Here is a 25433-nt window from a genome sequence, read left to right as displayed (position 1 = left end):
ATTTAAGTTCAGGCTAATAATAGCGCAATGAAGCTACCGTGATTCGAATACCAATTGCCGTAGTCGCTATTGCAGCCCTCACTGGTTGCTCTCCAGCGGACGAAACCGATCACAAAACAACGGGCAACCCAACACATGCCGAACCCGCATTAACGCTAGAAACGGCGGCTGCCGGCAAGTGGCGAGACCAGGCTAATGTTGCCCGCGACAAATGGCGGCATCCGGCGCAGACGCTGGCGTTTTTCGGCGTGAATCCCCGGCAGACGGTTATCGAAATTACCCCCGGTTATGGCTGGTACGCCGAGATTCTGGCGCCTTTGCTCCGCGAAAATGGCCATTACATTGCTGCCGTGATAAATCCCGATAGTGCTATCAAGGACAGTGCCAAAAGCTATTATGCGAAGCAGTACACCGCGCTAAAACATAAATTGCTTGCTTCGCCAAGCCTATACGGCAATCCGGAGATTCGACTGTTTGATGAAGCTAAGCCGACCTTCGGCGAAACCGCTTCAGCCGATGTGGTGCTGACGTTTCGCAATGTCCACAACTGGCGTGAAGCGGATACGGTTGCGTTGATGTTGAAGGGCATTTTTGAAGTGCTTAAGCCGGGCGGCACGCTGGGTTTGGTCGAACACCGGGCCAATGATGACGGGGTAGACGATGCCTCCGGTTATATCGGTCAGACGCAACTTATTACCTGGGCTGGCGCAGCCGGTTTTGTGTTGCTGGATTCCAGCGAGATCAATGCCAACCCGGCCGACAACAAAGACCGCGAGGGCGGCGTGTGGCGCTTGCCGCCGGCATTCAGCCGGGGCAGCAAGGATAGAGAGAAATACGCCGCGATTGGTGAAAGCGACCGCATGACTTTGCGGTTTATCAAACCTGAAACGGCGCTTAGTGCTGTGCAATAGGCCGAGTTGAAACCGTGAATCTGTCGGCGTCGAAGTGAGCGGAAGGATGTCCGGCTTGACTATTTTGGGATAAGGGGGGAATACCGTTAAGTTAAGAAATTATTGCCAAGACAAACCGCTGGCTGAGCGGAGTCGAAGCCTGTCAATCCGCTTCGACTTCGCTCAGCGAACGGCTTAACTTAACGGTATTGCGGGGTTTACTCCGTCAGATATTTTCTTACATTATTGGAGCTGAATTAATGAACGAAACACTAATTGCTGTAGCTATAGGCGAGGATGGCAACATTGCACCGCATGCCGGCAGGGCGTCGCGCTGGCTGGTTTATGTTGCGGGAAGCGAGCCGGAGGCAAGTCTGGCCTGGACGCTTGATCTAACCGAAATTGGCAGCCTGCATGAATGGCATGTGCGAGGCGATGGCAATCGCCATCCGCTGCATTATGTCGATGTGGCGATTGCCGGATCGGCGGGAGATGGGGTGAAGCGCAACCTGCTGGAGAGACACACCATGCTGCATACCACCACCGAGACTGCGCCTTTAAAAGCGGTTGCGGCCTATCTGGCCGGGGAATTGGTCGACGGTCTGCCTCATGAGGAGCAGCATTGCCTGAAAACTAAAGATTAGTCCCAAATAAGCATCAGGACATTTTGCTCAGACCGGGCAAAATACGCTGAGTACGCTGGCTTATTAAAACGCCCAAACCACTTTACCGTAGACACCGCGCTGCAGTTCAGTGGCTTGGGTGAAGGTTTCCTGGATGTATTCCAAATGCTGGTTATCCAATAAGTTTTGCCCGACCAGCGATAATTCGACAGCCTGATTCAGCTTCCATCCCAGACGTAAATCCAGGGTGGTAAACGATTTGATATACGCTGGGCCGGATAAAGTAAATGCACTGGCATTGTCGACGTAACGTAGCCAAGCATCCAGCGTAATATCCGGGGTGGGGTTTAGCAGTGCCCGCAACGAGGTTTTGTGTTGCGGGGATATGGCTTCCTGATAATACTGATTGCTGGTCAATTCGGATTTTAAAAAGCTATAGCTTAAGTCCCAACGCCACCAATCCAGCATCTTCCAAACCACTGCGGTTTCCACGCCGTAGGTCTGACCTTTTCCGGCATTGTCGATGATAAAAGGCTGTTTTAGGTAATACGGTATATTCGTGGTGTCGCTGTTGCCGGCGCTATAGGACCGCAGGTTCTTGTAGTCGTTATAAAACAATGACAAATCCAAGGACAAATTATTGCTAGGGGTGTAGCGATAGCCTGTTTCATAGGCCAACACTTCTTCAGATTGAAAAGCGTTAGAACCGTTTACCGCCAGGGCAAGTGGCAGGGGGGTGCTATTCGGGCTGGTGAGCGGCGGAACGACTTGGCCGATTAGCTCCATGTGGGCATCCACCCGCGAAGGGATTCTGACGCCGCGCGAGATCGCCGCCCATAGCCGGTGGTTGGGATCCGGTCCCCAAAGTAGCCGAGCGGTGGGTTGCACTTCTATACCTGTGTAATCGTTATGCTCCAGTTTGGATCCCAGCGTCAGCCACAGTTGTTCGTCAACCAAGGTCAATTGGTCTTGCAAGAACGTACTAAGATAATTGTCGCTCCGTTGCGGGGGGTAAAGTTAAATATACTTTGCTTAACTTGGTTTTCTTTGGTGTAGGTATACCGATAACCCGCCCCCCAAATGATGTCGTTCCAGTCGTTAAGCGCAAAGCGGTGTTGAAAATCGACATCGCCGGTATAGCGTTCTTCTTCAATAAAGCTTTCTCGGCGGTCGTAGCTGTCAAAGTACAGTTGGAGGACGTAATTTGAGGTATCGGAAATGCGATGTTGCAGACGACCCAGCAAATTGCCGCCGGTGGCTTGCGCCTGATCGGCGATGGTCTCGCGAAAAGGTGCAGCCAGCATGGCTAGACCGATTTGTTGGTTTAAATCACTATGATAAACGTCGCCTTGCACGGTAGCGGAGTCGGCGGTAGACCAGTCCGAGTCGATACGAAAACCGCCTTGCATTTTGCTCCAGGCGTCACCGGCCGGCCGGCCGGAAGCCCTGGCCAAAGCATCGCGCTCAAAGCCTTTGACATAAGCGCGCCCACTGGTGCTTTCATTTAGTTTACCACCGTAGCGGAATGCGCCAAAACCGCGTTCTTCGCTACCGCCGCCTGCGCTCAACAAGCCGCCTTGGGTATCCGCGGAATGCTTGGTGATGATGTTGATTACCCCATTTACGGCATTGGCGCCCCACAGCGCGGCACCGGAGCCGCGAATCACCTCAATCCGTTCGACGTCTTCCAACATCACGTCCTGCATTTCCCAATACACACCGGAAAACGCTGGGGTGTAGATATTTCTGCCGTCGATCAAAACCAGCAGTTTATTGGAAAATCGGCCATTAAAACCGCGGGAACTGACCGCCCATTTATTGGCATCGATCCGCCCCACGTCGATACCGGGCGCTAACCGCAGGGCGTCGGGAATATTGGTGGCGCCTGAGCGCTTGATGTCGTCATGGCTAATCACAAACACCGCCGCTGCGGCATCGCCTAGTGCCTGGGTTTTTTTTGAGACGGATGTGATTTTCACCGAAAGCAGTTCTTCTAAATTCAACTCGGTTAAGTCGGTTTCGGCAGAAGCAATTGCTGTATGGATGGCCAACGATAGCGAGCCTATCCAAACGGTGTAAAAGGTATTTTTCATTTTTTTTGCAAATGTGGCAAGGCAAGAGACATAGTGTCTCTATAGTTAACTCTTCAGTTGCAAATGTAGCGCAGCATCGATTTATCACAAGGTTTTTGTAGCAATCAAGCCAGTCAATTAGCTGATAGTGCAGCTGACCGCAAGGTTTCGGGGAGTATTGGGATAGGGTGAAAGCTAAGCGAACGGCGGAGGGTAAATTGGTTGGCCGCTTGCTAGATTGTGGCTGGACGGGGATAAAACTTTAAGCAGCATTCCAGCTTAAGACGCATGAGGACTTAAGCTGCCGCAGTTTGATAATGCCCGCTCCTTACGCAGCATCGCGCCCGTGTAGGCGGGAACCCAGTGCTACACGGGATTTGCTGGGCGGTCTGACGACTCCCTCTTTCGCGGGAATGACGATAATGGTAGTAAATGGGCCGGGATAATACTCAGGTATCTGTCATACATCCGCCCACATCCGCAACAGATTGTGATAGCAGCCGGTCAGGTTCACCGTCGGATTGCTATCGCCCTGTGTATTGCGCAACTCCAGAATAGCCATATCCATTTCAAATAACAGGCGGCGGCGTTCGGTTTCCCGCACCATGGATTCCAGCCAGAAGAACGAAGCCAGCCGCGCGCCGCGCGTCACCGGTTCCACCCGGTGTAGGCTGGAACCGGGGTACAGCACCATATCGCCGGCCGCCAGTTTCACCGCATGTTCGCCGTAGGTGTCTTCAATCACCAACTCGCCGCCTTCATAACTGTCCGGGTCTGCCAGAAAGATGGTCGCCGACAAGTCGGTACGCACCCGTTCGCTGCTGATGGGGCAATGGCGCACTGCATTATCGATGTGGTTGCCGAAGGTGTTGTGTTCATCGGCATAGCGATTGAATAACGGAGGGAAAATCTTTTTCGGCAGCGCTGCCGACAGAAACAGTGGGTTGCGATTTAACGCGCCCAGCAAGATAGCGCGAGCGGCCTGACTTTGCTCAGTTTGCTCCGGCAGTTGCCAGTTGTTTTTGACCTGTGCCGATTGACTGCCGGCGGTGATACGGCCATCCGCCCAGGGTGCATCGGCCAATAGTTCGCGGACTTGCTGCAGTTCAGCCGGGGTAAGGACTTCCGGAATTTGGATCAACATGCTCTAGCCCGAGATGGCTTGCACGGCAAAAAACACCGCCAAACTCATGGAGCCCAGCCCTAAGCCGGCGGCGGCCAAACGGTTGCCGTGCAGTCTGGTCCACAACAAGGTGCCGGTCAAGGCCAGCAGGATCAAACCGCCCGCCAAGGTATCGACTAACAGGACCCAGCCTACACCCATGCCAGTGCCTTTGTGTAGATTGTTGAGCGTGTTCAACAGGTTTGCCTCGCCTTGTTTGACTGTGACAAAGGCGTTGCCTTCCCAATAGTCGGCCGACAGCATTTTTTGCGGATTGCGCACGTTGATTTGCCAGGACGCTGGTTGCTGAACCGGCTGATTGTTCCAGGTTACCGTTTTACCGGGTTCCTTGCGGATTTTGGCATGGGCCGTATCGACGCCCAGCGTTTCACCCAGCCAGGCTGCCATTGCTTTCGGGTCCGTGGGGCGTGGTTCCGGCAAGGCCAGCTGGATTTCTTTTTGTTCCATGCGGCCAATCGGTATTTTCAAGATGTCGCGATGATTCATTAGAATCCCGGTAAAACCGAACAGCAATCCCAACGCCGCGCCCCACAGCCCGAACCAGGCATGGGTGCGGCGCAGCCATTTTAGAAAGGCGCCGCGCGATAGGTTTTTCGGTAAGAATAAATAGCCGCCGTTGGTTTTCTTGGGCGGGCGGTTGGCTGGCGTCAATAATGAGTCGGTTGCAGTGTTCATCGGTCGGGTTCCAAAAGATGGCTATGGCAATTGCAAATAAGGGGTTTGCGGATATTGTGGAACGGTTAAACCATCTGACTAAAGGGAATGTTGTTTAACCGTTCGCATACGTCGAGTTTAGTATTTAAAGCTCACCGTCAACTGCCCGGAGACCGGCGTACCGGGCAAGGCCGAGTTGGTTTGGCCGGATTCGTAATACACGGTATCGGTCAGGTTGAACACGTTCAGCTGCACATCGTAATGCTTTTGATGATAGGCCACCACGGCATCCAGGCGGGCGTAACCCGGCAAGACCGCTTCGTTGACACTGTCGGCATAACGGTGGCTGGCGTAATATACCCCGCCGCCGACTTCCCAGTTGTCGGTTAAGTGGTAGGTGCTCCAGGCTACGCCGCTGTGTTCCGGTACATTGACGGCAGTCATTCCCTCAAACGATTTCACTAAACCGCTGACCGAGCCGGTTGCTGTTGATGTGGATTTGCTGATTTTCGAGTCGAGATACGCATAGGTCAGCGATACATCCCATTTCGGCAGTAATTCGCCGGCCAGACCGGCTTCGAAGCCGTCCGTGCTTTGCTCTCCCGCGAGGATTTGTAGATTGGCATCCAGCGGCGAGGTAGTGCGGGCATTGGTTTTTTCCAAGCGGAACAGGGCGGCAGTAGCCGACAGTTTGCCGTCGAACAGTTCCCATTTGCCGCCGATCTCATAGTTATGATTCTGCTCGGGTGGCAGGTTGGCGTTGTTGGCTGAGAGGCTGAGACTTTCCGCGGACGGATTAAAGGACTTGCCGTAACTGAAGTAATAGGACTGAGCCTTGCTGGGCTGCCAGACGATGCCGCCGCGCGGGCTCCATTGGTCGACGCTGCTGTTAAAGTCGGCCGTGCCGATGCGGTCGGTTTGTTGTGCCTCGAACACGTCGTAGCGGGTGCCGGCCAGTAATTTCCATTCCGGATTGATCTCGAATTGATCCAACACATAACCCGCGTAGGTTTGGGCTTGGGTCAGGCGGCTGGTATCCAGCGTGCCGCTAAAGTCGTAAGCCAAGCCGGTGACGCTGGCGGTAAGGCGCGGATTGAATATCGACACCCGGCTGACACCGGTCGAGTTTTTGGATTTGTAATCGTATTCTTCCCATCCGAATTCGCTACCGAACATCAAAGTATTGTTAAAACCGAACAAGGGCTTTTTGTAGACAAAATCGGTCTGGTTGTAAACGTTTTCCTGCGTATTCAGCCGCAAGGCTTGCGAGCGGGCGATGGTGCCGGCATTGGCGCCGGTGTATGCGGCCGCGCCGGAATAGAGATGGGTCAGGTATTTACGCTCGTAGTCGCCGTAGCGTATCGAGTTTTTAACCGAAAAATCCTGGTTGAAACGGTGGGTTAAGGCCACGGTGGCCACGTTGACATCGGTGTCCATCATCCGGTTATCGGTAAACCCATAAAAGGTGTTGATCGGCACGCCGGCCGGCCGGCCTTGATACATGGGCACGCCGTAATCGAACACGCCTTCATCCTGCTGATGCAACAGGTTTAGCGTTAAATCGGTATCGGCGTTGATGTCCCATTTGAACGAAGGCGCGATGCCCCAGCGGTTGCTGTAGTTGTAGTCGCGATAGGAATCGGCGTCCTGATACATCACGTTCAAGCGGGCCGACAGGTCTTGATACTTGGTCTCGGCATCGATAGCGGTGCGTTTGAAGTCGTACAAGCCATAGGTAAAGCTGCCGTTGATTCCGGTTTTGCCGGTCGGCTTCTTCGCGACTTGATTGATGACGCCGCCGGTGGCGCCGCGACCGAATAAAATTGACGATGCGCCTTTCAGCACTTCGGCTCTTTCGATGAAAAACGTGTCGCGAGTGTACTGGCCGTTGTCCTTGACCCCGTCCAGATACTGATCCGAACTGGCGGCGAAACCGCGCAAGGTAATCGAGTCGCCGGTGCGGCCGCCTTCGCCGGCGGCAATGGTCAGGCCGCTAACGTTGCGTAAGGCATCGCGCAGGTTGAAGGCGTTTTGCGACTCAATCAATTCTTTTTTTACGACGCTGACCGATTGCGGAATATCGCGCAACGCCATCTCGGTTTTGCTGCCGGTGGTGGAGGTTTCGGCTTTGAAACGAATGGCTTGTTTTTCGCGGTTGGCTTTGACCTTGACGTCCTCCAAAACCACTTCTTGATCATTGTTGGCCGCTACGTCGGCGGCCGGTTCGGTGGCGAATGCCGCCCCGCTCAGAGCCGCGCCCAGCGGCAATAAAGCCCCCAAGCGCCACTTGGCAGGGGTGTTTTTTTTCGTGGTTGAATGGTTTGCAGACATAGTATTCCCGTAACTGAATAAATAATGCTGGCTGCCTGGCTGGGAATGCTGGGTGGCTAAGATTTTACGAACCGACCGTTATTCTCCGTCGGTTATTGATCGCTATTCGAGAGATGCGGCTGCAAGAAGCCAAGAAATAAGATCATTCTCAAATAATAACGATTCTCATTTTATTTTTTTTGAGGCTAATGTCAACTCCGGAATTTGCGTGCAGACTGTTTCCCAATTCGAAATCAAAGTTTGGATAGGCTTACATCTTTGAGAGCATTCCAGCCGTTTCGGGCGCTCGATAGCCTAAAGGCTTGCGGAAATTAGCCTTACGGCTGCAAAAGAAACGGCGAGTTAACGGCTGAAATTTCAAAGGGGAAGAAATACTTTACTTTTCAAATGAGAATAATTATCATTTAAGACAGATTAAAAATCGGCTGCCGTGACGTGAAAAGATTATTCCCCTTATTTAGAGAACCTGAGGCTGTGCGCTTGGCAATCGCTCCGGAAGTTTTGGCGGCGTTGGTCGAAAAAGGCGAAATCCATGCCACGGATTTCCGCTGTCTTGATTTAGGGTCGAAACAAATCGTTTGGAAAATGTTTTTGGCTCAGGCAAAAGCCAAGCTCAGTCGTGGTTTAGCGAATCCGGAGCGGCAATAAGTTTTAACCAGCTTAAAAGTTTTTACCCAATCCCTGACGATTTTTGAAGGAGTAAATGTATGAGCAAGAAACCCTGTACCCACGAATGTTTGGCGGCGACGGAGTTAAGTAAGGTATTGATTTGCCGGGGATGCGGCGTCGTTCATCTGCATTTGCAGAACATGTCCTTGCGTCTGGAAGTGGCCGACTTCCTAAGCTTTGCCGACACCATGGCTGAAGCCGCACACCAAGCCAGAGCCGGAGAAAAAGACCAAAGCAAACGCGCCGGATTTACGGTTGTTAAATCCAGCACCAGACTCAATTAGGAAAGCTGGCCGCTTGCATTGGGTAAGCTAAATCTAGTTAGTTTGCTTCATTGTTCGGCGTCAACAAACACCTCCAGCAACTGATCGGGGTTGATGTGGCGGGCAATTGCCGTGTTCACCTGGGCTAGCGTCAAGGCTTCAACGCGGGCATTGATGTCCGCGTAGTAGCGCATGTCGCGGTGTAAGCGTAAGAGCAGATTCAGCTTGCCGAACAGCTTGTCCCGATCCAGCTTGCTTAGGTCGTGACGATGGCGCCAGGTATCTTTCGCGCTGTCGAATTCCGCAGCGCTGAGGCCATCTTTAACCAGCAGCGCCAGTTCCTCGTGTACGGCTTTGGAGAGCTGTTGGCGCAGGGCCGGCGCATAGCTTGCGCTGATGCTAAGGGTAGCGCGGGGTTCAAAGGCCGAAGCGCTCATCTTGCTGGCCACGCCGTAGGAAATGCCCTCTTGTTGACGTAGGCGGCGACCGAGGCGGGATTGAATCGCATCCTCGCCAAGCGCGACATTCACCAGCACTAAGGCCAGCGCGTCAGTCTCGTCCGCTTGCAAGGGCTGTCTGAGCTGTGCCGTGTAAATACCGTGCGCGCCATCGGCCACGGTCATGACATGCTGGCCTGGCGCCAATGCGGTGTAAGGTTGCGGCGGCCGCAGGTAGGCCTGCTTGCTGTGCCATGGACCTAACAGGTTTTCCAACTGCCGGCGCGTCGCGTTGGCATCAAACTCCCCGGACAGCAGCAACTCTCCATTCGCGCCGTAATAATCGGCGTGGAAGGCTTTTATATCGTTGAATTCGATACGTGCCAACGCGGCGAGCGCTTCGACCATGCTGGGTTCGCGACGGATGTCGCCGATAGGGTAGGGGCTGGTGAATGCGGTCAAGGCTGCTTCCGCGACAACTTGCGGTTTGGCGCCTTGGCTTTGGTAGGCGACACGCAACTGATTGCCGACTTCCATAAATCCCTGCTCCGGCAATGCCGGATGACGAAGAACATCGATCAGAACGCCCAGAAATTCCGGCAACGATTGAGCGGGCAGATCGAAGCGAATCGCCAAACGGTCCTCCATCGGCGTCATCGACAAGTGAGCATCCAAACTCACCAAGCGATCAAACAGTTGTTGCCGATCTAAACTGGCCGAACCGTGCGCCAACAGGCTGCCGGTGAGGTCCGCCAAAATACGTTTGCCAAGCATGCTGTCCGCCGTGCCCATACGTAGATTCCACTGACCTTGCACGCGACCGGTCGGTATGGGCTTGGGCCAGAGGGCAACCGCCAGCGACTCGTTAATGCTAAAGCGCTCGATTTGTGCATCAATAGCCGCCGCCGTCGCATCGTTAACCGCCGGGCTCGCGGTTTCCGGCAGGTGCGCCGGAGCGGATGCGGGGGATGGTACGGCGCTTGTCGCCTGCGGTACGAGGGCTTCTGTCCGCGCCGTGACACTTGCCGCATGCCGACTGCTCATCAACTGGGAAACCGGGAGACCTTGGTGGAAAAGTGTTTTGGCGGTTTGTTGAATCTCCGGCAAAGTCATTTTTTGGGCCGCGTCGATGCTCTCGAACCACAGCCGCCAGTCGCCGAGGGAGGCAAATTCAGCCAATCGGTAGCCAAAGGCGGCGGCTTGAGATTGCACGTGTAAAGCCTCGTTGCGGATCAAGTTTTTGGTGCGTTCCAGTTCTTTTTCCGTGAACCCGGTATCGCCCAGGGACTGAACTTGGCCTGCTAAGGTAGTTTGGAGTTGTTCCAACGCTTCGCTATCGGCTGTCAACGGGAGAGCAGTGACTTCGAATGCACCCGCATGGCGCAATAGCAACGGTATAGCCGAGACAGAGGCTGCCTGTCCGGCGCTAACCAGCGACTCATGTAAACGACTGGCCGGCGAACCGGCCAGCAACCCGCTCATTAAGCCCATGGCCGCTATTTGCTTGGCATCGACCGAATTCGGTAACGGATAAAATAACGAGACGGAAGCAACATCGCCGTCGCCGCGAAAACTCGTTTGCGGGTCGCCGCTCTCCAACTGGGACGCCGCTTGGAATGCGGGCGCTTGCCCAATTTTGGGCGATTCAATCTCACCAAAATGAGTGTCTAATTGCTTCCAGGTTGCGGCCGCGTCAAATCGGCCGGTAATCACCAACAGCGCATTGTCGGGACGATAGTGTGTCCGATAAAAAGCCCGGACGTCGTCGATGGCGATACCGCGTAATTCGGCTTCGTTACCTATCGGCGGACGTAAATAGGGGGCAAAGCGCGTGACAACCGGCAGTATTTGTTGCGCTAATTTTTGCCGATGATTGCTATCGCCAAGTTCCTTTTCCCGCAATACCACGGGCAATTCCCTGGCAATATCCGTTTCCGTAAGCGTCAGTTTATGCATGCGCAAGGCCTCTTGTTCCAGCAGCCAGTTTAGAGTGGGCTGGTCGCTGGAAAAGGCCGTGTGGTAGATAGTGCGGTCGAAATTGGTATTGCCGTTATAGGCAATGTTGCGGCGCGCCAGCTCGCTAACCAGCGAATGATTGCCCTGCGTCGTCGGCGCGTTAAACAGCAAATGCTCCAGCAAATGCGCAAGGCCCGACTTTCCCTCGGGATCGGCGAGAGAACCGCTGAAATACACCAGCGTCACCGCCGTCTGTTCGGCCGTAATATCGGGAACCAACACGGCCCGGAAACTGTTCTCGAATCGCCGTTCGACTGCGCCGTATTTCTCGGCGGCGGCGCTGTTTGTATTATTTTCTGTGGCGTGCCCGGTAATAACGTTGACGAAAGTTAGTATTAAAAATGCTATTGAGGTCGAGCGGGTACAGTTCATGGGTAAGATTCCTTTCCATGGTTGGATAAGTCGAGGTTTGTTAAATGATGAAAGATGGCGTTAGTCATGAACGGCCGAAATAAGCCATAGCGCCGGAGTGGCAATGATGATCGCACCGCCATTTGGGACCAACATACCGTTAGCGTTGGTTCGTTTGATATAAGACGCAAAGCTGATAAATAAAACGGTGATGGCGATACGCGTGAATACAATCCCGAAGACAAGCCACGACGACCAGGATCTCGCCAGCAGGATGTCGCCTTCCAAGCGTCCGGTCTGCGCTGCCATGGCTTCCGCGCGATAAAGATTCGTCGAGAACATTCGTCCTGCCTATCGAATTTCGATGTTTGACAGAAAGGCGTTTCGTTGGGCCGGCTTAGGAATTTATCCCTGGTGCCGCGTTCGGGCTGAGCGCGTCGAAGCCTGAGCTGCTTGGCCCTTCAGTACCCTCAAGGGCATGGAGGCTAACGGTGTTTAAGGGCTGGATTAATAACGTAGAGATAAAAATCAGCTGTTGGATGGCGTTTGCGGCTGTAGTGAGAAAGCTGGAAACGAAATGGCGGCTAGCGAAAAATGATTTGGTCATAAGGTCCCCTGGATGAATTGATTAGCACCGTGAGGGCTGGCTAGTCAGGAGACATGGCTGGCAATACACCTTCTGCGTGAAGGCTGAGTGGACTTTAAGAAAATCGCTGCTGTTTGTCAACTCATCTTTTATGTAGCCCGCTAGGGATTTTAGGATGGCTGGGATATTTCATCGTCCGTTGCCAGGACGGCGCAACGGGATCGATTATTCAACCGCGCTTACTTACCACGGGTATTCCGTTTGCGCTGAGCGCGTCGAAGTCCATGCCGGCGCGCCCTTCGACAGGCAAACGGCATTTTAGGGCCGGGTGAATAGACTATTCCGGCGGAACTCGCCCGCCGGAATTGCCGCTTACCAGTTGTAACGCAAACTCGCCAACACGTTGCGGCGGTCGCCGAAATAGCACGAGCCTTCGCCGCAAGTCGTCACGTACTCGCGGTCGAACAAGTTACTGATATTCACGCCCACCCAGACTGGCTATACGTGAATTTACAAACCACTGTCGAGGGCTTGCTTGACAATTGGCGCCACGGTGGCCGGACCAATACCACGAATTAAGCAGTATTTCGATTGCAGCCAAACCGATAACTGTTTTTGCCCCTTGCTGGCGTTACAGCCGCAGCAACACGGGGCGATATTTTCTCTAGTGATGATTTTAGCGTCGTTAATAATGTGCTCCCAACTGGCCGCTGACCGTCGAGAAACCTGGGCTGGTGTGAACATAACACCGCAATAGACACAGACTTTGTCTCTTTCGCGCACTTCGTGTTCAAGCCAGTCTGGAATGTTCCATTTATTGGTCATGCTCGGGCTCGTCAATTTGACTCAGTGTGATTGTGCGTTGGTATTCATGTATCCGCGTGGGCACAAAAAACATGCTGACCTTGGCTAACGTGCAGCTAACCGGTGCTGCGCAGCTTTGTCGCGTAGTGCCCAGCGACCGAAGGGCGCGAGGTTGAGCGCTATGTTAGGGCGATAGCTGCGACGATTGTGCATCAAGGATGTTTTTCAAGAACGGAAACTCTTGTAAGCAAATCGCATCAATTTGAGAACGAAGCAGGTCATCGCCACTATTGTGTTTTCCGAGACTGAGATAGTAGTTCTTGCCTTCGTGCTTAGCAAAAATTAGCCATTCGCCAGTAAGCGCCTTTTTATTTATAAGGCGTTCCCAGTTGGATGCTATTGCATCATGTGCAATGTGCGCTACGTCCGCTTCCGTGACATACCATTCTTCGCCAGAGGCTTCTGCGTCTGCAATCTTTTGCTTAAACCACGGAAGACCAAATTTATCGATGCCTCTTTGGATATTGTGAGTCATGCTTGGTAACCCGTCTTCAAGGTAGTGCTGATGCCACAATCCTTGAAGCGGAGGGTACTTGAACGGGGTTGCCGCCTTTAGTCCTTTCGCCACCTCAACGCCCTCTAAAACTCGAATTTGGTTCACGACTTTTGCCGGATTAAGCATTCCAGATCGAGTTGCGCCAAATAGTTCGAGCAAAAGCAAAAAACTATATCTGCCCGCAACGACCGATTCGAGACCAATTGCTTCGGCGAAAGATAGCAACTCTGATGTAGCATCGGTGCCATCACTACGGGTTGCTTTGAATCGTGGGCTCGACATTGTTTGGGCGGCTTAGCGTTTGAAATAAGGGGTGAGCGGAAAGCTGCGAAGCAGCTTGTAGCGAGTCTCCTGGATTGAATTGTTGGGTGTCACTAGGCGCTCACCAGTCCATCTCAATCGAGCTCTCTGTCTTGAGGTAGCGAGCGCCTTTAAACTGCTTGATGTACGGCTGAGCTCTGACGTTGTTCATGAGTCTCCAAAACCATTGCTTTGGAACATCAGCTTGGATATTTTCAGGGTATTCATATCGATATTGACCGGTGTCGCTTGAAACAAGGGTGTAAGAACGAACGAAAGTTGGCCAAAGGTAGGATTGCAAACCCCATCGAATATTGTTTAGCAATTCAGAAAGCCATGTGCCGTAATAAATGAAATAATTTTCAGACAAATGCTCTCTGAAGTCATCCAGTGCGAGGGGAATTTGCTCCTGTGATACGGGGTGGCCGTGATCGTTGAGTATTTTTGCGACATCTCGCGATACTCCGGTAAGGCGCGCGAGGTTGTGCTTTGAATGGTTGCCAGAAATACTTAAGAATTCGAACCTAGAGACCAATAGCTTGGCCTCGGTATCCAGCGTTGGCAACCAGAGAGATATTTCTTTTTTGTGCTGCAACCAAGCCTCAAGCGCCTCTACGGCTTTTTGCAGTTCTGTGACACATCCATTGACATCAAAGTGCTTGGTTTCGCATGCCGCCTTGAGAACAGATATGCAGGAGCCGGGAATGCCCGTTAGGCTTTTATCGCCCTTTTCCTTTACGAAGTCGAGAAGACGAATTAGGAATAGATCTCGATGAATATGCGTATGGAACCGAACTTCTGCCTCTCCCGGATATTCTGATACATCACATAGTGTGAGTAGAGCATGGTTTGCCATATCGCCAATTGCCTCTAGGCATATGCACAAACCAATGGTTTCGCGCTCAGCACTGCTGTAGGTCATGGTGATGCCCAACGTGTAGCTAAGGGGCTGCGCGCTTTTGCGCAGTACCGCTTGAGCGTAGGGTTAGGGAACTTCATTTCGGAAGCTCCTGAAATTGTGGAAGGTTGTCCGTTATATCGTGCCACGGAGCCTTGCTGCCGACGAAAGCATGAAGCATTGGTTTTAACTTTGGGTCATCGTCGAGAGCGCCCAGCGGCAAGCCAAACACGGAAGGATTTTGATCGAAGCGACTCAGAAGCGGAGAGCCGCACACACGACAAAACCCGCGATGGTTACCTGGTGAAGAGTCAAAATACGTGACGAGTTCCTCGCCTTGCACCCATTTGAAATCCGAAGCGTTCACACTGGCTCGACTACGGAATGCGGCACCGTGAGCTTTGCGGCACATTGAACAATGGCAGTTCAATGCGCCAGATAACTCGCCGGAAATTTCGTATTTAACACCTCCGCAGAGGCAACTCCCATGATGCATCATTGTCTCCCTAACTAGTAATTAAACAGTTTCCGTATATCACCAAGCAAATACGGATTTTTTTAATAAGTGATTGGTTAGCATTGGATTTTCCTTTCTGTATACCATTCGGCAATCAAAACTAATGCCCGATAACTGAGCAATCTGCGTCTTTGAATCACTGGAACCATCGATTGCAACAGGGCTAGTGTCTGCTGCCAGTTTATTCGATTTTTCTCCCAACAACACCATCGCCATGCCGAAAAATCTGTGGCATTGAATCGTAAGGCGCCGCCCTCCCTGGCGGCTTTTGTTAACGCATTCCTCCGAACACGCTAAATCGGTCAACAATCCGGAACGGCCGATTGGCTGTGGCATTGCCGTAGGCCTCATTGCACCGCAACGCCCGGCGCCACTTGCCGCCGCGGAATCACCAACGGCGCGTCCGGGATTTGCGGATGACTACCGATGCTGACCGGGTAAGCGAATACTTGCCGGATCAGCTCGCTGTTCAGGGTTTGCGCCGGCGTGCCGATGGCGGCCTGCCGGCCTTGGTGCAGCAGGGCGATGCGGTCGGCATACAGCGCGGCCAGGTTCAGGTCGTGCAACACCGCCAACACCCCGGCCTGTTGTTCGTCGGCGAAGCGGCGGGCGATGGCCAGCACCGCGTGCTGGTGGGCCAGGTCCAGCGCCGAGGTGGGTTCGTCCAGCAATAAATAGCGGTGCAGCGGGTCTTGCGGCTCCCAGATTTGCGCCAGTACCCGCGCCAGTTGTACCCGTTGGCGTTCGCCGCCGGACAGCGTGGTGTAGATGCGCTCGGCCAGATGGCCGGTATCGGTCAGCGCCAGCGCCTGTTCGGCGATGGCCTGGTTTTGCGCGGTACTGTGGGTTTTGCGTTGCGGGCTGCGGCCCATCAATGCCACGTCGCGCACCGTAAAACGGAACGCCAGTCCGGCACTTTGCGGCAATACGCCGCGCAGCAACGCCGCCTGTTGCGGCGGCCATTCCGCCAGCGGCCGGCCGTTCATCAATACCCGGCCGGCGAACGGTACAAGCTCGCCGCTCAAGGCCCGCAGCAAGCTGGATTTGCCGGCGCCGTTCGGGCCGGCCACGGCCAGCACTTCACCGGGGCGCAGTTCCAGCGTCACGCCGTCCAGCAAGGTTTTCGCGCCGGCGCGCAGGGTCAGATCCATGGCTTGCAGCATGTCAATGGCCCATCAATTTTTGCCGGAACAGCAGCCACAGAAAAAAAGGACTGCCGAGCAGGCCGGTGACGATGCCGATTGGGATTTCGGCCGGTGCCGCCAAAGTGCGAGCCAGGTAGTCGGCGCAGATCAACAATAAGGCGCCGAGCAGCGCCGACGCCGGCAACAGCCAGCGGTGGTCCGGCCCCAGCGCCAAGCGCAATAGATGCGGCACCACCAGGCCGACGAAGCCGATCACGCCGGACAAGGCCACCGCCGCGCCGACGCCGAGCGCGACCAAGGCCACCAGGCCGGTTTTGATGCGTTCCACCGGAAATCCCAGATGGCCGGCTTCGGCTTCGCCGAGCAGCAAGGCGTTCAAGGCATCGGCCAGCCACGGCAACAGCAGCAGATTGGCGAGTAAAAACGGCGCGCCGATGGCGACGCCGTCCCAACTGGCGCCGTTGAGGCTGCCCAGGCTCCAGAAGGTCAAGCTGCGCAACTGGTCGTCGTCGGCCAGATACACCAGCAAACCGGTGGCCGAACCGGCCAGCGCGTTGATGGCGATGCCGGACAACAGCAGCGAGGCCAAGTCCAGCCGGTCGCCGCTGTCGGCCAGTCGGTATACCAACCAACTGACCCCAAAACCGCCGGCGATGGCCGCGACCGGCAATAAATAGGCACCGAACGCGCCGGTCACGGCGCCGAACAGGCTGTCGCGCAAGACGATGACCGCCACCGCGGCCAGCGCCGCGCCGCTGGAAACGCCGATCAAGGCTGGGTCGGCCAACGGATTGCGGAACAAGCCCTGCATCGCCGCGCCGGATGCGGCCAAGGCGCCGCCGACCAATAAGCCCAACACCAGGCGCGGCGCGCGAATCGCCAGCAGCACCGCTTGCTGGTCGGCGCCGAACGGCCAGGGCAGGGCGATACCGAAGCGGTCGGCGACGATGGCGACGGCCTGGCCGACCGAGATCGCGACCGCGCCGCTGCCCAGCGCGGCCAAGGCGGCGACGGCCAGCAGCACTGCCAGTAGCCAGCACAGGCCGGCGCGAGTCAAGGCCGGTTTTAGTCTAAGACGCGGTCCGGCTGTCGCGGCCTGGACATGGACGGTCATAGCCCGTCACCCGCGTCGGCGGCGACCGCCGGTTCGCCGTGCAGTTGTTTGGCCAGATCCAACACGGCTTGGCCGCTGTGCAAGCCAAAGCCGAGCAAGGCCAGGGTATCGACGACAAACACTTTACGCTGCCGGCCGGCCGGGGTTTGGGCGATGCCCGGTTGTTGGTAGAACGCCTCCAGGCCGCCGATGGCGTTGGCGGCCACGTCGGTTAACAGAATCACGTCCGGCGCAGCGGCGACCATCGCTTCCGTGCCGATCGGTTTGTTGCCTTGCAGCTCGCCGACGGCGTTGGCGGCGCCGGCCAGCGTTAACACCGCGTCGGCGGCGGTGCCGCGGCCGGACGCCAGCGGCGCGCCGTGGGCCACCGCCATCAAAAACAGCACCTTGGGCTGCTCGCCGCGTTGCGCGCGCCACTGCGCCAAGCGGTCGAAGTCGGCTTGCACCTGTTTGGCCAGTTCCCGGCCTTGCTCGGGCTTATCCAGCAAGGCGGCGACGGCGCCGATTTTGGCGGCAATGCCGGCGGCGGAATAATCCTCGGCCAGGGTTTCGATCCGCACCCCGGCCGCGCGCAATTGCTCCAGCACCGCCGGTGGCCCGGCGTGAGCGCTGGCTAATAGCAGGTCCGGGCGTAGCGACAGCACGCCTTCCGCCGACAAGCTGCGCATATAGCCGACTTGCGGCAGCGCCTTGGCGGCGGCCGGCATCAGGCTGGTGCTATCGACGCCGACCAGGCGCTCGGCGTCGTCCAGCGCGTAGACGATTTCGGTCAACGCGCCGCCGACCGAGACGATGCGGCTCGGCCCGGCGGCATGGGCCGGCGCGGCGGCGGTTAGCCAAAGGACGGCCGCGCATGCGGCTCGCGCCAGTTTATGGCTTAGGGATGTGGTCTGTTTCATGTTCGGTTTTTCGTTTGATTTTTAATCCGGCTCTTAAATACCCGTTCCCGCTGTCGAGGGGCGTTCCAGCTAGGGCTTCGACAGGCTCAGCCCGAACGGGATACCGGAAACATGCAGCCGGATTTTTAGGCTGCTTGGTCGTGGCCGGTCCGCCTTACGCCGGTGATTCAGCCGGTTCGCGGGTCTGGTGGCCGACGTCGTTGACGTGGCGGATTTGCGCCAGATCGTCGCCTTCTATCGCAAATGCCTTGGCAAAGCCTTGCACGAAACTGCCGCGCTGCGGACTGAGGCAAAACAGATGAAAGTCCTGCATGTTTTGTAACTGTTTCATGAAGGCGCCGAATTTTTCTTCGAATAAAACCATGATGTAGGCAAATGCTTCGGAATCGCGGTCGATTTCGCCGGCCGAGCAGTGATAGGTAACCCGCTGGCGGGCGAACAAGTGCGCGGCTTTATCCTCGTCTTCGACGAATAACAGACAAACCCGGCCGTTGGCCAGCAGATTGCGGGTATGGGTGGCTAGTTCGCTGACGTACACGTAATATTGGCCGTCGTGGCGGATATAGGCGGCGTAACTGGCTTCGGGCTCGCCGGAGCCGCTGACCGTGGCCATAAGCACGGAGGAAAATGTTTGCGGCAGCGCGGTATAGGCTGCTCTGACTTGTTCGAGATCGATGGTCTTGTCGTTCATGCGGGTTTCCTGTTTTGAGTGTATAAATAAAATGCAGTGGCTTATGGACCTAGGTAGAGACGCAAAATTTTGCGTCTCTACCCTAAACAGGCCCTATGACCGGCAAGGCTAATAGCAAGTCGCGCCACAAAGCACTTTCTCCGTCGGCTTCGTCGAATTGGCCGACAATGGTCAAGATGGTCTGCTGGTTTTGGTCACGAACCAGCAGGCCGGTCAAATCCCGCTGCTTGTAAGTGAGTTGGACGATGTCCGCGCCGGCCACGGCCATTTCGTTAAGGTGCAGATTGAAACCCTGATCCAGGACATTGAACCAGGGTCCGGTAATTTTCAGGTTTTGAATCGGGCCGTCGTGCAGTTGCATCGCGCCGGGGTTGCCGACTAGAACTTGTATCGGCAACAGTAGTTCCGCCAGTTGCCGCATGAGCTCGCGTAACGCCGGCGTGGCAATCCGGCCAGCGAGAACAGCCTCGGGCGTGTTGGCAAGCAGCAAGCGCTGCCAGTGTTCCGGTAAATCCTGTGATGAGGCGATGGCGCCAAGCGCCGGCTTGGTGCTGTCGGTGGGTAGTGCCAGATAGGGCGACTGATCGTCGGCACGAAAGATGTCGACCAAGCGCCGGTAAAGGCCGGCATCGGCATGTTCGGTCAGATAGATCTTATGCACCGCTTCGCCGGTCGTGTCGAAAAATTGCAGGCTGTGGCGCGGGCCGAGATGGGTTTCTTCAATCACTGCGAAACTCGAATGCCAAACGCCGGTCGATAGGCACAGTTCGATATGGTGTCCGGTAATCAGGATAAAGTCGCCGCATGGACATATATCCTCGTAGAGCCCGATTTTTTCGTGCACCGCAAAAGCGTTGCGGGTCAAGGCCATCACCGGGCCCAGCGTGCCTACCGCGCCCAGCAGTGCGGGCCAGTGTTCCCGCAAACGGATGACCAGGTTGCCGCAGTCGGTTGCCAGCAGTTCGGCTTCGCTGACGCCCAAAGTCGCTGCGGCATCGCGAATCCGCATATGCGGATGATCGGCGCGCAGGTCTTGCCACGCTTGTTTTAAAGTGTCCGCAATCGATACGGGATGTTTAGTCATGGATTTTGCCATTACGCGGAACTCCGTTAAGCGAATGCGCTGCGAGTTTTCAGGGCAGCTCAGGTTAGGGACTTTGCAGCCGGGCCGTGCGGCCCGGCTGCAAAGCGGTTACAGGCCGGCGCTTATGCCGCCAGGCCTTTTTTACGATTTAAACCCAGCAAGCCCATGAAGCCGGCACCGAACAGCCATACTGCGGCAGGCAGCGGCACGCTGGTTACGGGATCGGCGCCGGGACCGATGTCTATAGCGACTTGACCCAAACTCAAGCTATGTTCGGCACTGCCAAACGAAAACAAATAATTGCTAGCCGGTCCGGATAAATCCCAATAAGCCAGGTATTGCACCAGCTCGACCGGGCCGAACGAACTTTCGTAGCCGTCATCGTAGAAAGTTTGTGTCGCGAAGGTCGGCGCTACGCCATTCAGTAATAGGCTGTTGTAGTCCATCTGTATGCCCCAGGTTTCGAATTGCATGACTGCTCTTAAGGGCTCGTTGGTGGTAGAGCCGCTTAGCGAAGCCGTGAAATTCTCGGTGACGCTGAAGCTGTAAAGATTGCCCGATCCGGCCGCGAATGTGCCTGCGTTCCAGCCGATATTGGCGTCGGTGGTGCCGGCGCTGCCCACATCGGGAGCCGCGGTACGGATGCCGGGATAAGAGTTATCGACGAAGCTGTCCCATTCCGCGTAAAGCGTCCCCGTATCACCTCGGTTCCAGTTGCCCCAGCTGGCTTCGCTTGGGGTGTCGAAGCCATAGCCGGCTGCGTAAGGGTCGGGGCCATTGGTCAAGTCGGCCGAAGCGCTGCCGGAAACGGCCAACAGGCCGGCGATTAAGGTCAGTTTTTGTGCAGTTTTCATGGTTGGTTTCCTATGTAAATAAGTTGACGCATCTCTTCACCGCGAAGACGATCCGTTGCTTTGGTCTAAAATAGCGTCCGCCGCTTCGGCCCCATGCCGGCTATCCGCGCTGGCCAATGGCCTTTGCGGTGGCGGAAATTTAAAACTCAGTGCGGCTCGCGGCATTCGAGTAGCGGGTTGCTATCGCGATTGCCGTTCGGCGCGCTTTGCATCTGAAAGTCCAGTACATAGCGGTACTGTTTGCCGCAATAGATGATCACTTCCTTTTGCCCGCGTTTTAACAAGCGCATCTCTATCCGCAATTCGCCAAAGCCTTCGTGCTCCAGCAATTCTTCGAACAACGTTTCCAGTTTTTTCTGGGCCTCTTTCTTGGCCCTGTAGCCCTTGGTCATCAGATTGTTCTCCGTCAAAAAGCCAGTTTTACCGTGACGCCGAGATTGCGGCCGGGGCGTGAATAGCGGTCGGCCCAGTAGCGGGCGTCGGCGAAATTGCCCAGCGTGGTATGCGGATCGCCGGCGCGGGTGTTGATGTCTTCCCAGTCGATATATTTCTTATCCAGCAGGTTGAATACCCCGACATTGAACGAGAGATGCTTATTGGCGTTGTAGTAGGCATTGAAATCGACGACCCCATAACCGCTGGGCAGGAATAGGGCGTCCGTCGGCGCCGTATTGGCTTGTTTGGCGCCGACCAAGGTCAGGTTCAATTCCGTGCCCCAATCGCCGCCGGACTGGTCGTAGCGCAGTCCGACGACGGCCTTCATCGGGCTGATTTGTCTTAAGGCGTCGTCGTCGCTGCGTTGGCTCTTGAGATTCAAGCCTTCGGTGAAGGAGCCGCTGAATAGCAGGCTGGCACCCGACAACGACGGCAACAACCAGTCCAGATAAAACCGGCTTTTCATTTCGATGCCCTGGATGCGGATCGGGTCGGCGCTATTGACGTTCTGGTAAGTGGTAAAACCCAGCGGCGGACAAGCCGCGCCGGCCGGGTTACAAATCACCGCGTTGTAGATGAATTGCTGGTAATCGTTGCGGAACAAGGTGACGTCGAATTGCCCGGCCGCGCCTTGGCCGCGTAGCCCAACTTCCGCGCCGACGCTGGTTTCCGGCTGAATGTTGTAATTGGGCAGATTGGTGTATCCACCGGTGATATTGGTAAAACCGAGATTGCTTTCGCTGAAGTTGGGGCCGCGAAAGCCATGCGCATACTGGCCGTGCACCGTGAATATCTCGTTGAGGTGCAGTAAGGCGCCAAATCTGGGTAACAAGGCATTCGCGTCGATGATCATGGGTATTACCGGGTCGGCGCCTTCGGCAACCGCTGCCGCGGAGGCTTTATCGAACAAATAATCGGGCTTGGGTAACAAGCGAAAATATTCCCAGCGACCGCCGGGGATCAGCTCGATACGTTTGTCGAACAAGCCGATGTGGTCTTCGAGGTAAGCGCCGGCCTTGGTGACGGTGGAGAGGGGAAAGTCGCGGACCGGAAACTCGTCCGGCGTCACGGACTTGCTGATCCGGCCCTTGGGACAAATGTTATTCGGCCGGCCGGTGCGCGGATTGACGGAACCGCTGACGCAGGTATAGCTGCCGTCGCGTTGTTGCGTTATGGCGTTTTTACTGATCTGGCCGCCGTATTGCAGCGCATGCGCGGTCTCGCCTACCACAAAGTTTTTCCCCAGTTTCAGTTCGCCGCCGAAATCGTCGTTGGCAAAATCGAAAATCCGTTCGGTGAGCGTGTTGCCGTCCACGTTGGCAGTGCGATCTTGCCGGGTGATTTGGCCGGTGGCGGATTTTTGCGTATAAAACTTCCAGAGCACGTCATCGAACAACGGCGTATCCAGGTGCTTTAGGGTGTGGTCCAGCGTCAGCCGCCAGCGCGATTGGGTATCGGTGGTGAGCATGCTGTTGACGTTGCGCAAGCTGATGTCGGCACCGCGCAGATACAAAGCGTCAATATCGGATCGGCTGTCCAGCCATTCGCCGGTCAGACGCAACACGTTGTCGTCGTTAAATCGATAGAGCAGTTTAGCCAGCAGATTGTAGCTGCCGTTTTCTTGCGGGCTGGGCGTGGTGCGGCGACCGTCGGCGAAATCCGCGGTGCCCTTATTGTCGGTTTCGTTGCTTTGGTTGTGGGTGAATAGCGCCATGGCTTCCCAACCGTCCAGCGCGCCGGCCACGGTGCCGGTTTGCACGAAGCCGTTGTCGGTGGTGTTGTAATTCAGTTTCAGGCCGGTGTAATAATCCTTGCCGAATACGTTTAAGTAATCGCGCGGGTCTTTGGTGACGAAGTTGACGGTGCCGCCCATCGCATCGCCGCCGTAATAGGCCGATCCCGAACCACGGACGATTTCCACGGCTTTTAAGGCGTCCATGTCTACGGCGTTGCGGTTGGCGCTGGCAAACGAGCCGATGCGAAAGGCTTCCGGCAGGCGTACGCCGTCGATCTGCATCAACACCCGGTTGCCACCCAGGCCGCGTATGGTAAAGCCGCTGGCGCCGAAGCGCTGCGGGTCGTTGCCGACATTGACACCGGGTTCGTAACGGATCAAATCCTTGATGTTGCGCACCATGCGTTGTTCCATGGTTTTGTCGTCTATCGTCGATTGAGTACCGGGCGGCGCGGCGACCGGTTTGTCGGCTTGAGCTTTGACCTTGACGGTTTCAAGTTCCAATTCCTCGGGCAATTCAACCAGCTCGGGCTCGGCGGCCAAGGCCGCACCGGCCAGCAAGCACAGCAGCCCGCCAAGCAGGGCGCGCCAGCAAGCAGGGTGATGTCCGGAGCAGGCCGCCTCGGGGCAGTTGTGCACAGTTAGTAATAGATCAGTCGGTTTGGGTGCCATGGCATACAGTGGTTACTGCTGGCTGCCTGGCACGACGGCTAGGGGGGCTGGCGGGTTAATTTAATCAGTTGTTGTTTGGCGTTTCCGCTGTGGCGGAAACGCCGGTTTTTTCAAATCACCTTGCTGGGGACATAAAGTTAAATGTTAAACAGACCTTTAAATTCACTGGTGTCGTCATTCCCGACCGCGCCGGAACGACGATATTCGAGGGTCGGGTTAACAATTGTTAAGTTCATCCCCCTCTTTGAAAAAGAGGGGGCAGGGGGAGATTCTCCAAACCCGTCCCCTCACTCCCGTTTGTCCCCAATCGGTCCGTTGTCGCAATCACCGGAGTTACTCTTCGACGACAACAATCCCAGGCCGCAAACCGCCGCCGGCAGGCCCAACAAGGCCCAGGACGCGGCATCCCAGGCGCCGTCGCCAATCAATGCCGCCGCCAGACCGGCCGCGCTGGTCAAACCCAGCGCCAGCGGCAGGCGCCAGATTTGCCAAAACGTGCGCAGGCTGATGGCCCGCATCAGGCCGCCGCCCCGGCAACCGCCGGAAGCCGCCAGCGCCGCTGGGCCAGCCATAAGTGCACGCCGCTGATCAGCACTGCGATGGCAATTAAATCCAATACCAGCCACAGGCATTTCAGCGGCAGGCCGCCGTAATTGCCGAAGTGCAGCGGTTTAGACAGCAGCAAGGCTTTGACGTAAGCCGGCAGTTCGCGCTGTGCCAATACTTCACTGGTCGCCGCGTCAATCAGCACCGGCGTCAGCAATTGGCTGGTCAGCGGCGTATTGCCCTGCAGGAAGGCCACGAACTGGCGCGGTCCGGCGAATTCGTTGCCGGGGAAGGCCATAAAGCTCAGGGCCATGTCCGGCGCGGCGCGTAAGGCCGCCGCCAGTGCCGCGCCGGCCCGGCCTTGGCCGTTGACCGGCGCTTGGCCCTGGTAGGGCGCCAGCATCGCCGCCAGTTCGCTGTCCTGCCAACGCTGAAAAATCGGTTCGGCCACGGTGTTGACGACGCCGGTCAAGCCGACCACGGCCAGCCAGACCAGGGTGGCGATACCGAGCAGGTTGTGCAAATCCAGCCAGCGCAGCCGACTCGAACCGGCCCGGCGCACCGTACCGAACGGCAATTTAGCCATGTGGTAGTGATACAGCACGGCGCCGGAGACCAGCGACGCCAATAGCAGCAAGCCCATCGCTCCGAGCAGCAGGCTGCCGGGCAAGCCGGCGAACAAGTCGTAATGCAAGCGAAACATCAGGTTGATAAAGCCGCTGTCCAGAGGAACCGCGTGCAAAAACTCGCCGTTGCGGGCGTCGTACAGATAAAACGCACTCACGTCGCTACTGGCCGCGGTTTTACCGAGCCGCACCGACCACAAGTCCGGCTCCTCGGCGTCGCCGACCAGAAATTGCACGGTGTCGCCGGGCCGGCGGGCCAAGGCATCGGCAACGATGGCGTCGACGTCGGCTTGGCGCTGGTCGTCAGGCCGTTCGGGTACCGCGATATTTCGGCCCAGCGCCAGATCGATTTCCTCGGCAAAAATCAACGGCAAGCCGGTCAGGCACAACAGCAGCATGAACAGCGTACAGACCAGGCTGGTCCACTGGTGGACCCCATACCAAACTTTGAACGTTGATCTGGCGGACATGTTTACCAACCC

At 56.0% G+C, this 25433-nt stretch carries 26 protein-coding genes; 4 read left to right on the top strand and 22 right to left on the bottom strand.

Annotated features, from left to right (window positions below):
* The first annotated feature begins 38 nt into the window (after positions 1–38).
* Entirely contained in the window at positions 39–911 is an 873-nt protein-coding gene (locus EBA_RS14955; protein WP_223146689.1) for a class I SAM-dependent methyltransferase, read from the top strand.
* A 239-nt stretch (positions 912–1150) separates the two neighbouring features.
* The gene (locus tag EBA_RS14950) at positions 1151–1534 is read left to right on the top strand and encodes a NifB/NifX family molybdenum-iron cluster-binding protein (protein WP_192375448.1); all 384 of its coding nucleotides are present in this window, start codon (positions 1151–1153) and stop codon (positions 1532–1534) included.
* A 63-nt stretch (positions 1535–1597) separates the two neighbouring features.
* On the opposite strand, the gene EBA_RS14945 is transcribed toward EBA_RS14950, so the two are convergent.
* From EBA_RS14945 to EBA_RS14925, 5 genes are all read right to left on the bottom strand, one after another.
* Complete coding sequence (locus tag EBA_RS14945) at positions 1598–2488, bottom strand: TonB-dependent receptor plug domain-containing protein (RefSeq protein WP_225616324.1); 891 nt, start codon at positions 2486–2488, stop codon at positions 1598–1600.
* A complete protein-coding gene (locus tag EBA_RS14940) occupies positions 2473–3606 on the bottom strand; it encodes a TonB-dependent receptor plug domain-containing protein (RefSeq protein ID WP_225616323.1) in 1134 nt (377 codons plus the stop codon). Before EBA_RS14940 ends, EBA_RS14945 begins: the two co-directional genes overlap by 16 nt.
* Before the next feature lie 439 nt (positions 3607–4045).
* Positions 4046–4729 carry a Fe2+-dependent dioxygenase gene (locus EBA_RS14935; protein WP_192375447.1) on the bottom strand — a complete coding sequence of 228 codons (684 nt, stop codon included), beginning with the start codon at positions 4727–4729 and terminating at the stop codon, positions 4046–4048.
* 3 nt (positions 4730–4732) lie between these two features.
* Positions 4733–5443: a PepSY-associated TM helix domain-containing protein gene (locus EBA_RS14930; protein WP_192375446.1), complete on the bottom strand. Its 711-nt coding sequence runs from the start codon at positions 5441–5443 to the stop codon at positions 4733–4735.
* A gap of 117 nt (positions 5444–5560) precedes the next feature.
* Positions 5561–7753 carry a TonB-dependent receptor gene (locus tag EBA_RS14925; protein ID WP_192375445.1) on the bottom strand — a complete coding sequence of 731 codons (2193 nt, stop codon included), beginning with the start codon at positions 7751–7753 and terminating at the stop codon, positions 5561–5563.
* Between the two features lie 435 nt (positions 7754–8188).
* On the opposite strand from EBA_RS14925, the gene EBA_RS14920 reads away from it, so the two are divergent.
* Both EBA_RS14920 and EBA_RS14915 read left to right on the top strand, forming a co-directional pair.
* Positions 8189–8401: a hypothetical protein gene (locus tag EBA_RS14920; RefSeq protein WP_192375444.1), complete on the top strand. Its 213-nt coding sequence runs from the start codon at positions 8189–8191 to the stop codon at positions 8399–8401.
* Positions 8402–8460: 59 nt separating this feature from the next.
* A complete protein-coding gene (locus tag EBA_RS14915; RefSeq protein ID WP_192375443.1) occupies positions 8461–8706 on the top strand; it encodes a hypothetical protein in 246 nt (81 codons plus the stop codon).
* Between the two features lie 47 nt (positions 8707–8753).
* Here EBA_RS14915 and EBA_RS14910 read toward each other — a convergent pair whose 3' ends face one another.
* The 17 genes from EBA_RS14910 to EBA_RS14830 all read right to left on the bottom strand — a co-directional run bounded on the left by EBA_RS14910 (position 8754) and on the right by EBA_RS14830 (position 25421).
* A complete protein-coding gene (locus EBA_RS14910; RefSeq protein WP_192375442.1) occupies positions 8754–11510 on the bottom strand; it encodes a M16 family metallopeptidase in 2757 nt (918 codons plus the stop codon).
* A gap of 60 nt (positions 11511–11570) precedes the next feature.
* A complete protein-coding gene (locus tag EBA_RS14905; RefSeq protein WP_192375441.1) occupies positions 11571–11831 on the bottom strand; it encodes a hypothetical protein in 261 nt (86 codons plus the stop codon).
* 754 nt (positions 11832–12585) lie between these two features.
* On the bottom strand, positions 12586–12900 hold the full coding sequence (locus EBA_RS14900) for an HNH endonuclease (RefSeq protein ID WP_192375440.1): 315 nt from the start codon (positions 12898–12900) through the stop codon (positions 12586–12588).
* Positions 12901–13063: 163 nt separating this feature from the next.
* Positions 13064–13717 carry a hypothetical protein gene (locus EBA_RS14895; protein ID WP_192375439.1) on the bottom strand — a complete coding sequence of 218 codons (654 nt, stop codon included), beginning with the start codon at positions 13715–13717 and terminating at the stop codon, positions 13064–13066.
* Between the two features lie 100 nt (positions 13718–13817).
* Complete coding sequence (locus EBA_RS14890) at positions 13818–14657, bottom strand: hypothetical protein (RefSeq protein ID WP_192375438.1); 840 nt, start codon at positions 14655–14657, stop codon at positions 13818–13820.
* Between the two features lie 73 nt (positions 14658–14730).
* On the bottom strand, positions 14731–15129 hold the full coding sequence (locus EBA_RS14885) for a GFA family protein (RefSeq protein WP_192375437.1): 399 nt from the start codon (positions 15127–15129) through the stop codon (positions 14731–14733).
* A gap of 39 nt (positions 15130–15168) precedes the next feature.
* A complete protein-coding gene (locus tag EBA_RS14880; protein ID WP_192375436.1) occupies positions 15169–15486 on the bottom strand; it encodes a hypothetical protein in 318 nt (105 codons plus the stop codon).
* 11 nt (positions 15487–15497) lie between these two features.
* On the bottom strand, positions 15498–16313 hold the full coding sequence (locus EBA_RS14875; RefSeq protein WP_192375435.1) for a heme ABC transporter ATP-binding protein: 816 nt from the start codon (positions 16311–16313) through the stop codon (positions 15498–15500).
* Position 16314: 1 nt separating this feature from the next.
* Positions 16315–17409 carry a FecCD family ABC transporter permease gene (locus tag EBA_RS14870; RefSeq protein ID WP_192375434.1) on the bottom strand — a complete coding sequence of 365 codons (1095 nt, stop codon included), beginning with the start codon at positions 17407–17409 and terminating at the stop codon, positions 16315–16317.
* A complete protein-coding gene (locus tag EBA_RS14865; protein WP_192375433.1) occupies positions 17406–18308 on the bottom strand; it encodes a heme/hemin ABC transporter substrate-binding protein in 903 nt (300 codons plus the stop codon). Before EBA_RS14865 ends, EBA_RS14870 begins: the two co-directional genes overlap by 4 nt.
* Positions 18309–18462: 154 nt before the next feature.
* A complete protein-coding gene (locus tag EBA_RS14860) occupies positions 18463–18999 on the bottom strand; it encodes a HugZ family pyridoxamine 5'-phosphate oxidase (RefSeq protein ID WP_192375432.1) in 537 nt (178 codons plus the stop codon).
* An 82-nt stretch (positions 19000–19081) separates the two neighbouring features.
* Positions 19082–20083 carry a ChuX/HutX family heme-like substrate-binding protein gene (locus EBA_RS14855; RefSeq protein WP_192375431.1) on the bottom strand — a complete coding sequence of 334 codons (1002 nt, stop codon included), beginning with the start codon at positions 20081–20083 and terminating at the stop codon, positions 19082–19084.
* Between the two features lie 122 nt (positions 20084–20205).
* Positions 20206–20937, bottom strand: a complete 732-nt coding sequence (locus EBA_RS14850) for a VPLPA-CTERM sorting domain-containing protein (protein WP_192375430.1) — start codon at positions 20935–20937, stop codon at positions 20206–20208.
* 146 nt (positions 20938–21083) lie between these two features.
* Entirely contained in the window at positions 21084–21329 is a 246-nt protein-coding gene (locus EBA_RS14845; RefSeq protein WP_192375429.1) for a hypothetical protein, read from the bottom strand.
* 14 nt (positions 21330–21343) lie between these two features.
* The gene (locus EBA_RS14840) at positions 21344–23746 is read right to left on the bottom strand and encodes a TonB-dependent hemoglobin/transferrin/lactoferrin family receptor (protein WP_324615358.1); all 2403 of its coding nucleotides are present in this window, start codon (positions 23744–23746) and stop codon (positions 21344–21346) included.
* A 320-nt stretch (positions 23747–24066) separates the two neighbouring features.
* Complete coding sequence (locus tag EBA_RS14835) at positions 24067–24351, bottom strand: hypothetical protein (RefSeq protein WP_223146687.1); 285 nt, start codon at positions 24349–24351, stop codon at positions 24067–24069.
* The gene (locus tag EBA_RS14830; RefSeq protein ID WP_192375428.1) at positions 24297–25421 is read right to left on the bottom strand and encodes a PepSY-associated TM helix domain-containing protein; all 1125 of its coding nucleotides are present in this window, start codon (positions 25419–25421) and stop codon (positions 24297–24299) included. Before EBA_RS14830 ends, EBA_RS14835 begins: the two co-directional genes overlap by 55 nt.
* Between the last annotated feature and the right edge of the window lie 12 nt (positions 25422–25433).

The organism is Methylomonas albis (genome assembly GCF_014850955.1).
In the GTDB taxonomy this organism is placed as follows: Bacteria; Pseudomonadota; Gammaproteobacteria; order Methylococcales; family Methylomonadaceae; genus Methylomonas; species Methylomonas albis.
Note: the sequence above shows the minus strand (reverse complement) of the source record. Positions and strands in the feature narration are given on the sequence as shown.

Bases quoted from the DNA above. Each gene is read 5' to 3' on its own strand.
- EBA_RS14950 (WP_192375448.1), top strand. From the start codon at position 1,151: ATGAACGAAACACTAATTGCTGTAGCTATAGGCGAGGATGGCAACATT.
- EBA_RS14940 (WP_225616323.1), bottom strand. From the start codon at position 3,606: ATGAAAAATACCTTTTACACCGTTTGGATAGGCTCGCTATCGTTGGCC.
- EBA_RS14935 (WP_192375447.1), bottom strand. From the start codon at position 4,729: ATGTTGATCCAAATTCCGGAAGTCCTTACCCCGGCTGAACTGCAGCAA.
- EBA_RS14930 (WP_192375446.1), bottom strand. From the start codon at position 5,443: ATGAACACTGCAACCGACTCATTATTGACGCCAGCCAACCGCCCGCCC.
- EBA_RS14925 (WP_192375445.1), bottom strand. From the start codon at position 7,753: ATGTCTGCAAACCATTCAACCACGAAAAAAAACACCCCTGCCAAGTGG.
- EBA_RS14915 (WP_192375443.1), top strand. From the start codon at position 8,461: ATGAGCAAGAAACCCTGTACCCACGAATGTTTGGCGGCGACGGAGTTA.
- EBA_RS14910 (WP_192375442.1), bottom strand. From the start codon at position 11,510: ATGAACTGTACCCGCTCGACCTCAATAGCATTTTTAATACTAACTTTC.
- EBA_RS14905 (WP_192375441.1), bottom strand. From the start codon at position 11,831: ATGTTCTCGACGAATCTTTATCGCGCGGAAGCCATGGCAGCGCAGACC.
- EBA_RS14900 (WP_192375440.1), bottom strand. From the start codon at position 12,900: ATGACCAATAAATGGAACATTCCAGACTGGCTTGAACACGAAGTGCGC.
- EBA_RS14895 (WP_192375439.1), bottom strand. From the start codon at position 13,717: ATGTCGAGCCCACGATTCAAAGCAACCCGTAGTGATGGCACCGATGCT.
- EBA_RS14890 (WP_192375438.1), bottom strand. From the start codon at position 14,657: ATGACCTACAGCAGTGCTGAGCGCGAAACCATTGGTTTGTGCATATGC.
- EBA_RS14885 (WP_192375437.1), bottom strand. From the start codon at position 15,129: ATGCATCATGGGAGTTGCCTCTGCGGAGGTGTTAAATACGAAATTTCC.
- EBA_RS14880 (WP_192375436.1), bottom strand. From the start codon at position 15,486: ATGCCACAGCCAATCGGCCGTTCCGGATTGTTGACCGATTTAGCGTGT.
- EBA_RS14875 (WP_192375435.1), bottom strand. From the start codon at position 16,313: ATGCTGCAAGCCATGGATCTGACCCTGCGCGCCGGCGCGAAAACCTTG.
- EBA_RS14870 (WP_192375434.1), bottom strand. From the start codon at position 17,409: ATGACCGTCCATGTCCAGGCCGCGACAGCCGGACCGCGTCTTAGACTA.
- EBA_RS14865 (WP_192375433.1), bottom strand. From the start codon at position 18,308: ATGAAACAGACCACATCCCTAAGCCATAAACTGGCGCGAGCCGCATGC.
- EBA_RS14860 (WP_192375432.1), bottom strand. From the start codon at position 18,999: ATGAACGACAAGACCATCGATCTCGAACAAGTCAGAGCAGCCTATACC.
- EBA_RS14855 (WP_192375431.1), bottom strand. From the start codon at position 20,083: ATGACTAAACATCCCGTATCGATTGCGGACACTTTAAAACAAGCGTGG.
- EBA_RS14850 (WP_192375430.1), bottom strand. From the start codon at position 20,937: ATGAAAACTGCACAAAAACTGACCTTAATCGCCGGCCTGTTGGCCGTT.
- EBA_RS14845 (WP_192375429.1), bottom strand. From the start codon at position 21,329: ATGACCAAGGGCTACAGGGCCAAGAAAGAGGCCCAGAAAAAACTGGAA.
- EBA_RS14835 (WP_223146687.1), bottom strand. From the start codon at position 24,351: ATGGCTGGCCCAGCGGCGCTGGCGGCTTCCGGCGGTTGCCGGGGCGGC.
- EBA_RS14830 (WP_192375428.1), bottom strand. From the start codon at position 25,421: ATGTCCGCCAGATCAACGTTCAAAGTTTGGTATGGGGTCCACCAGTGG.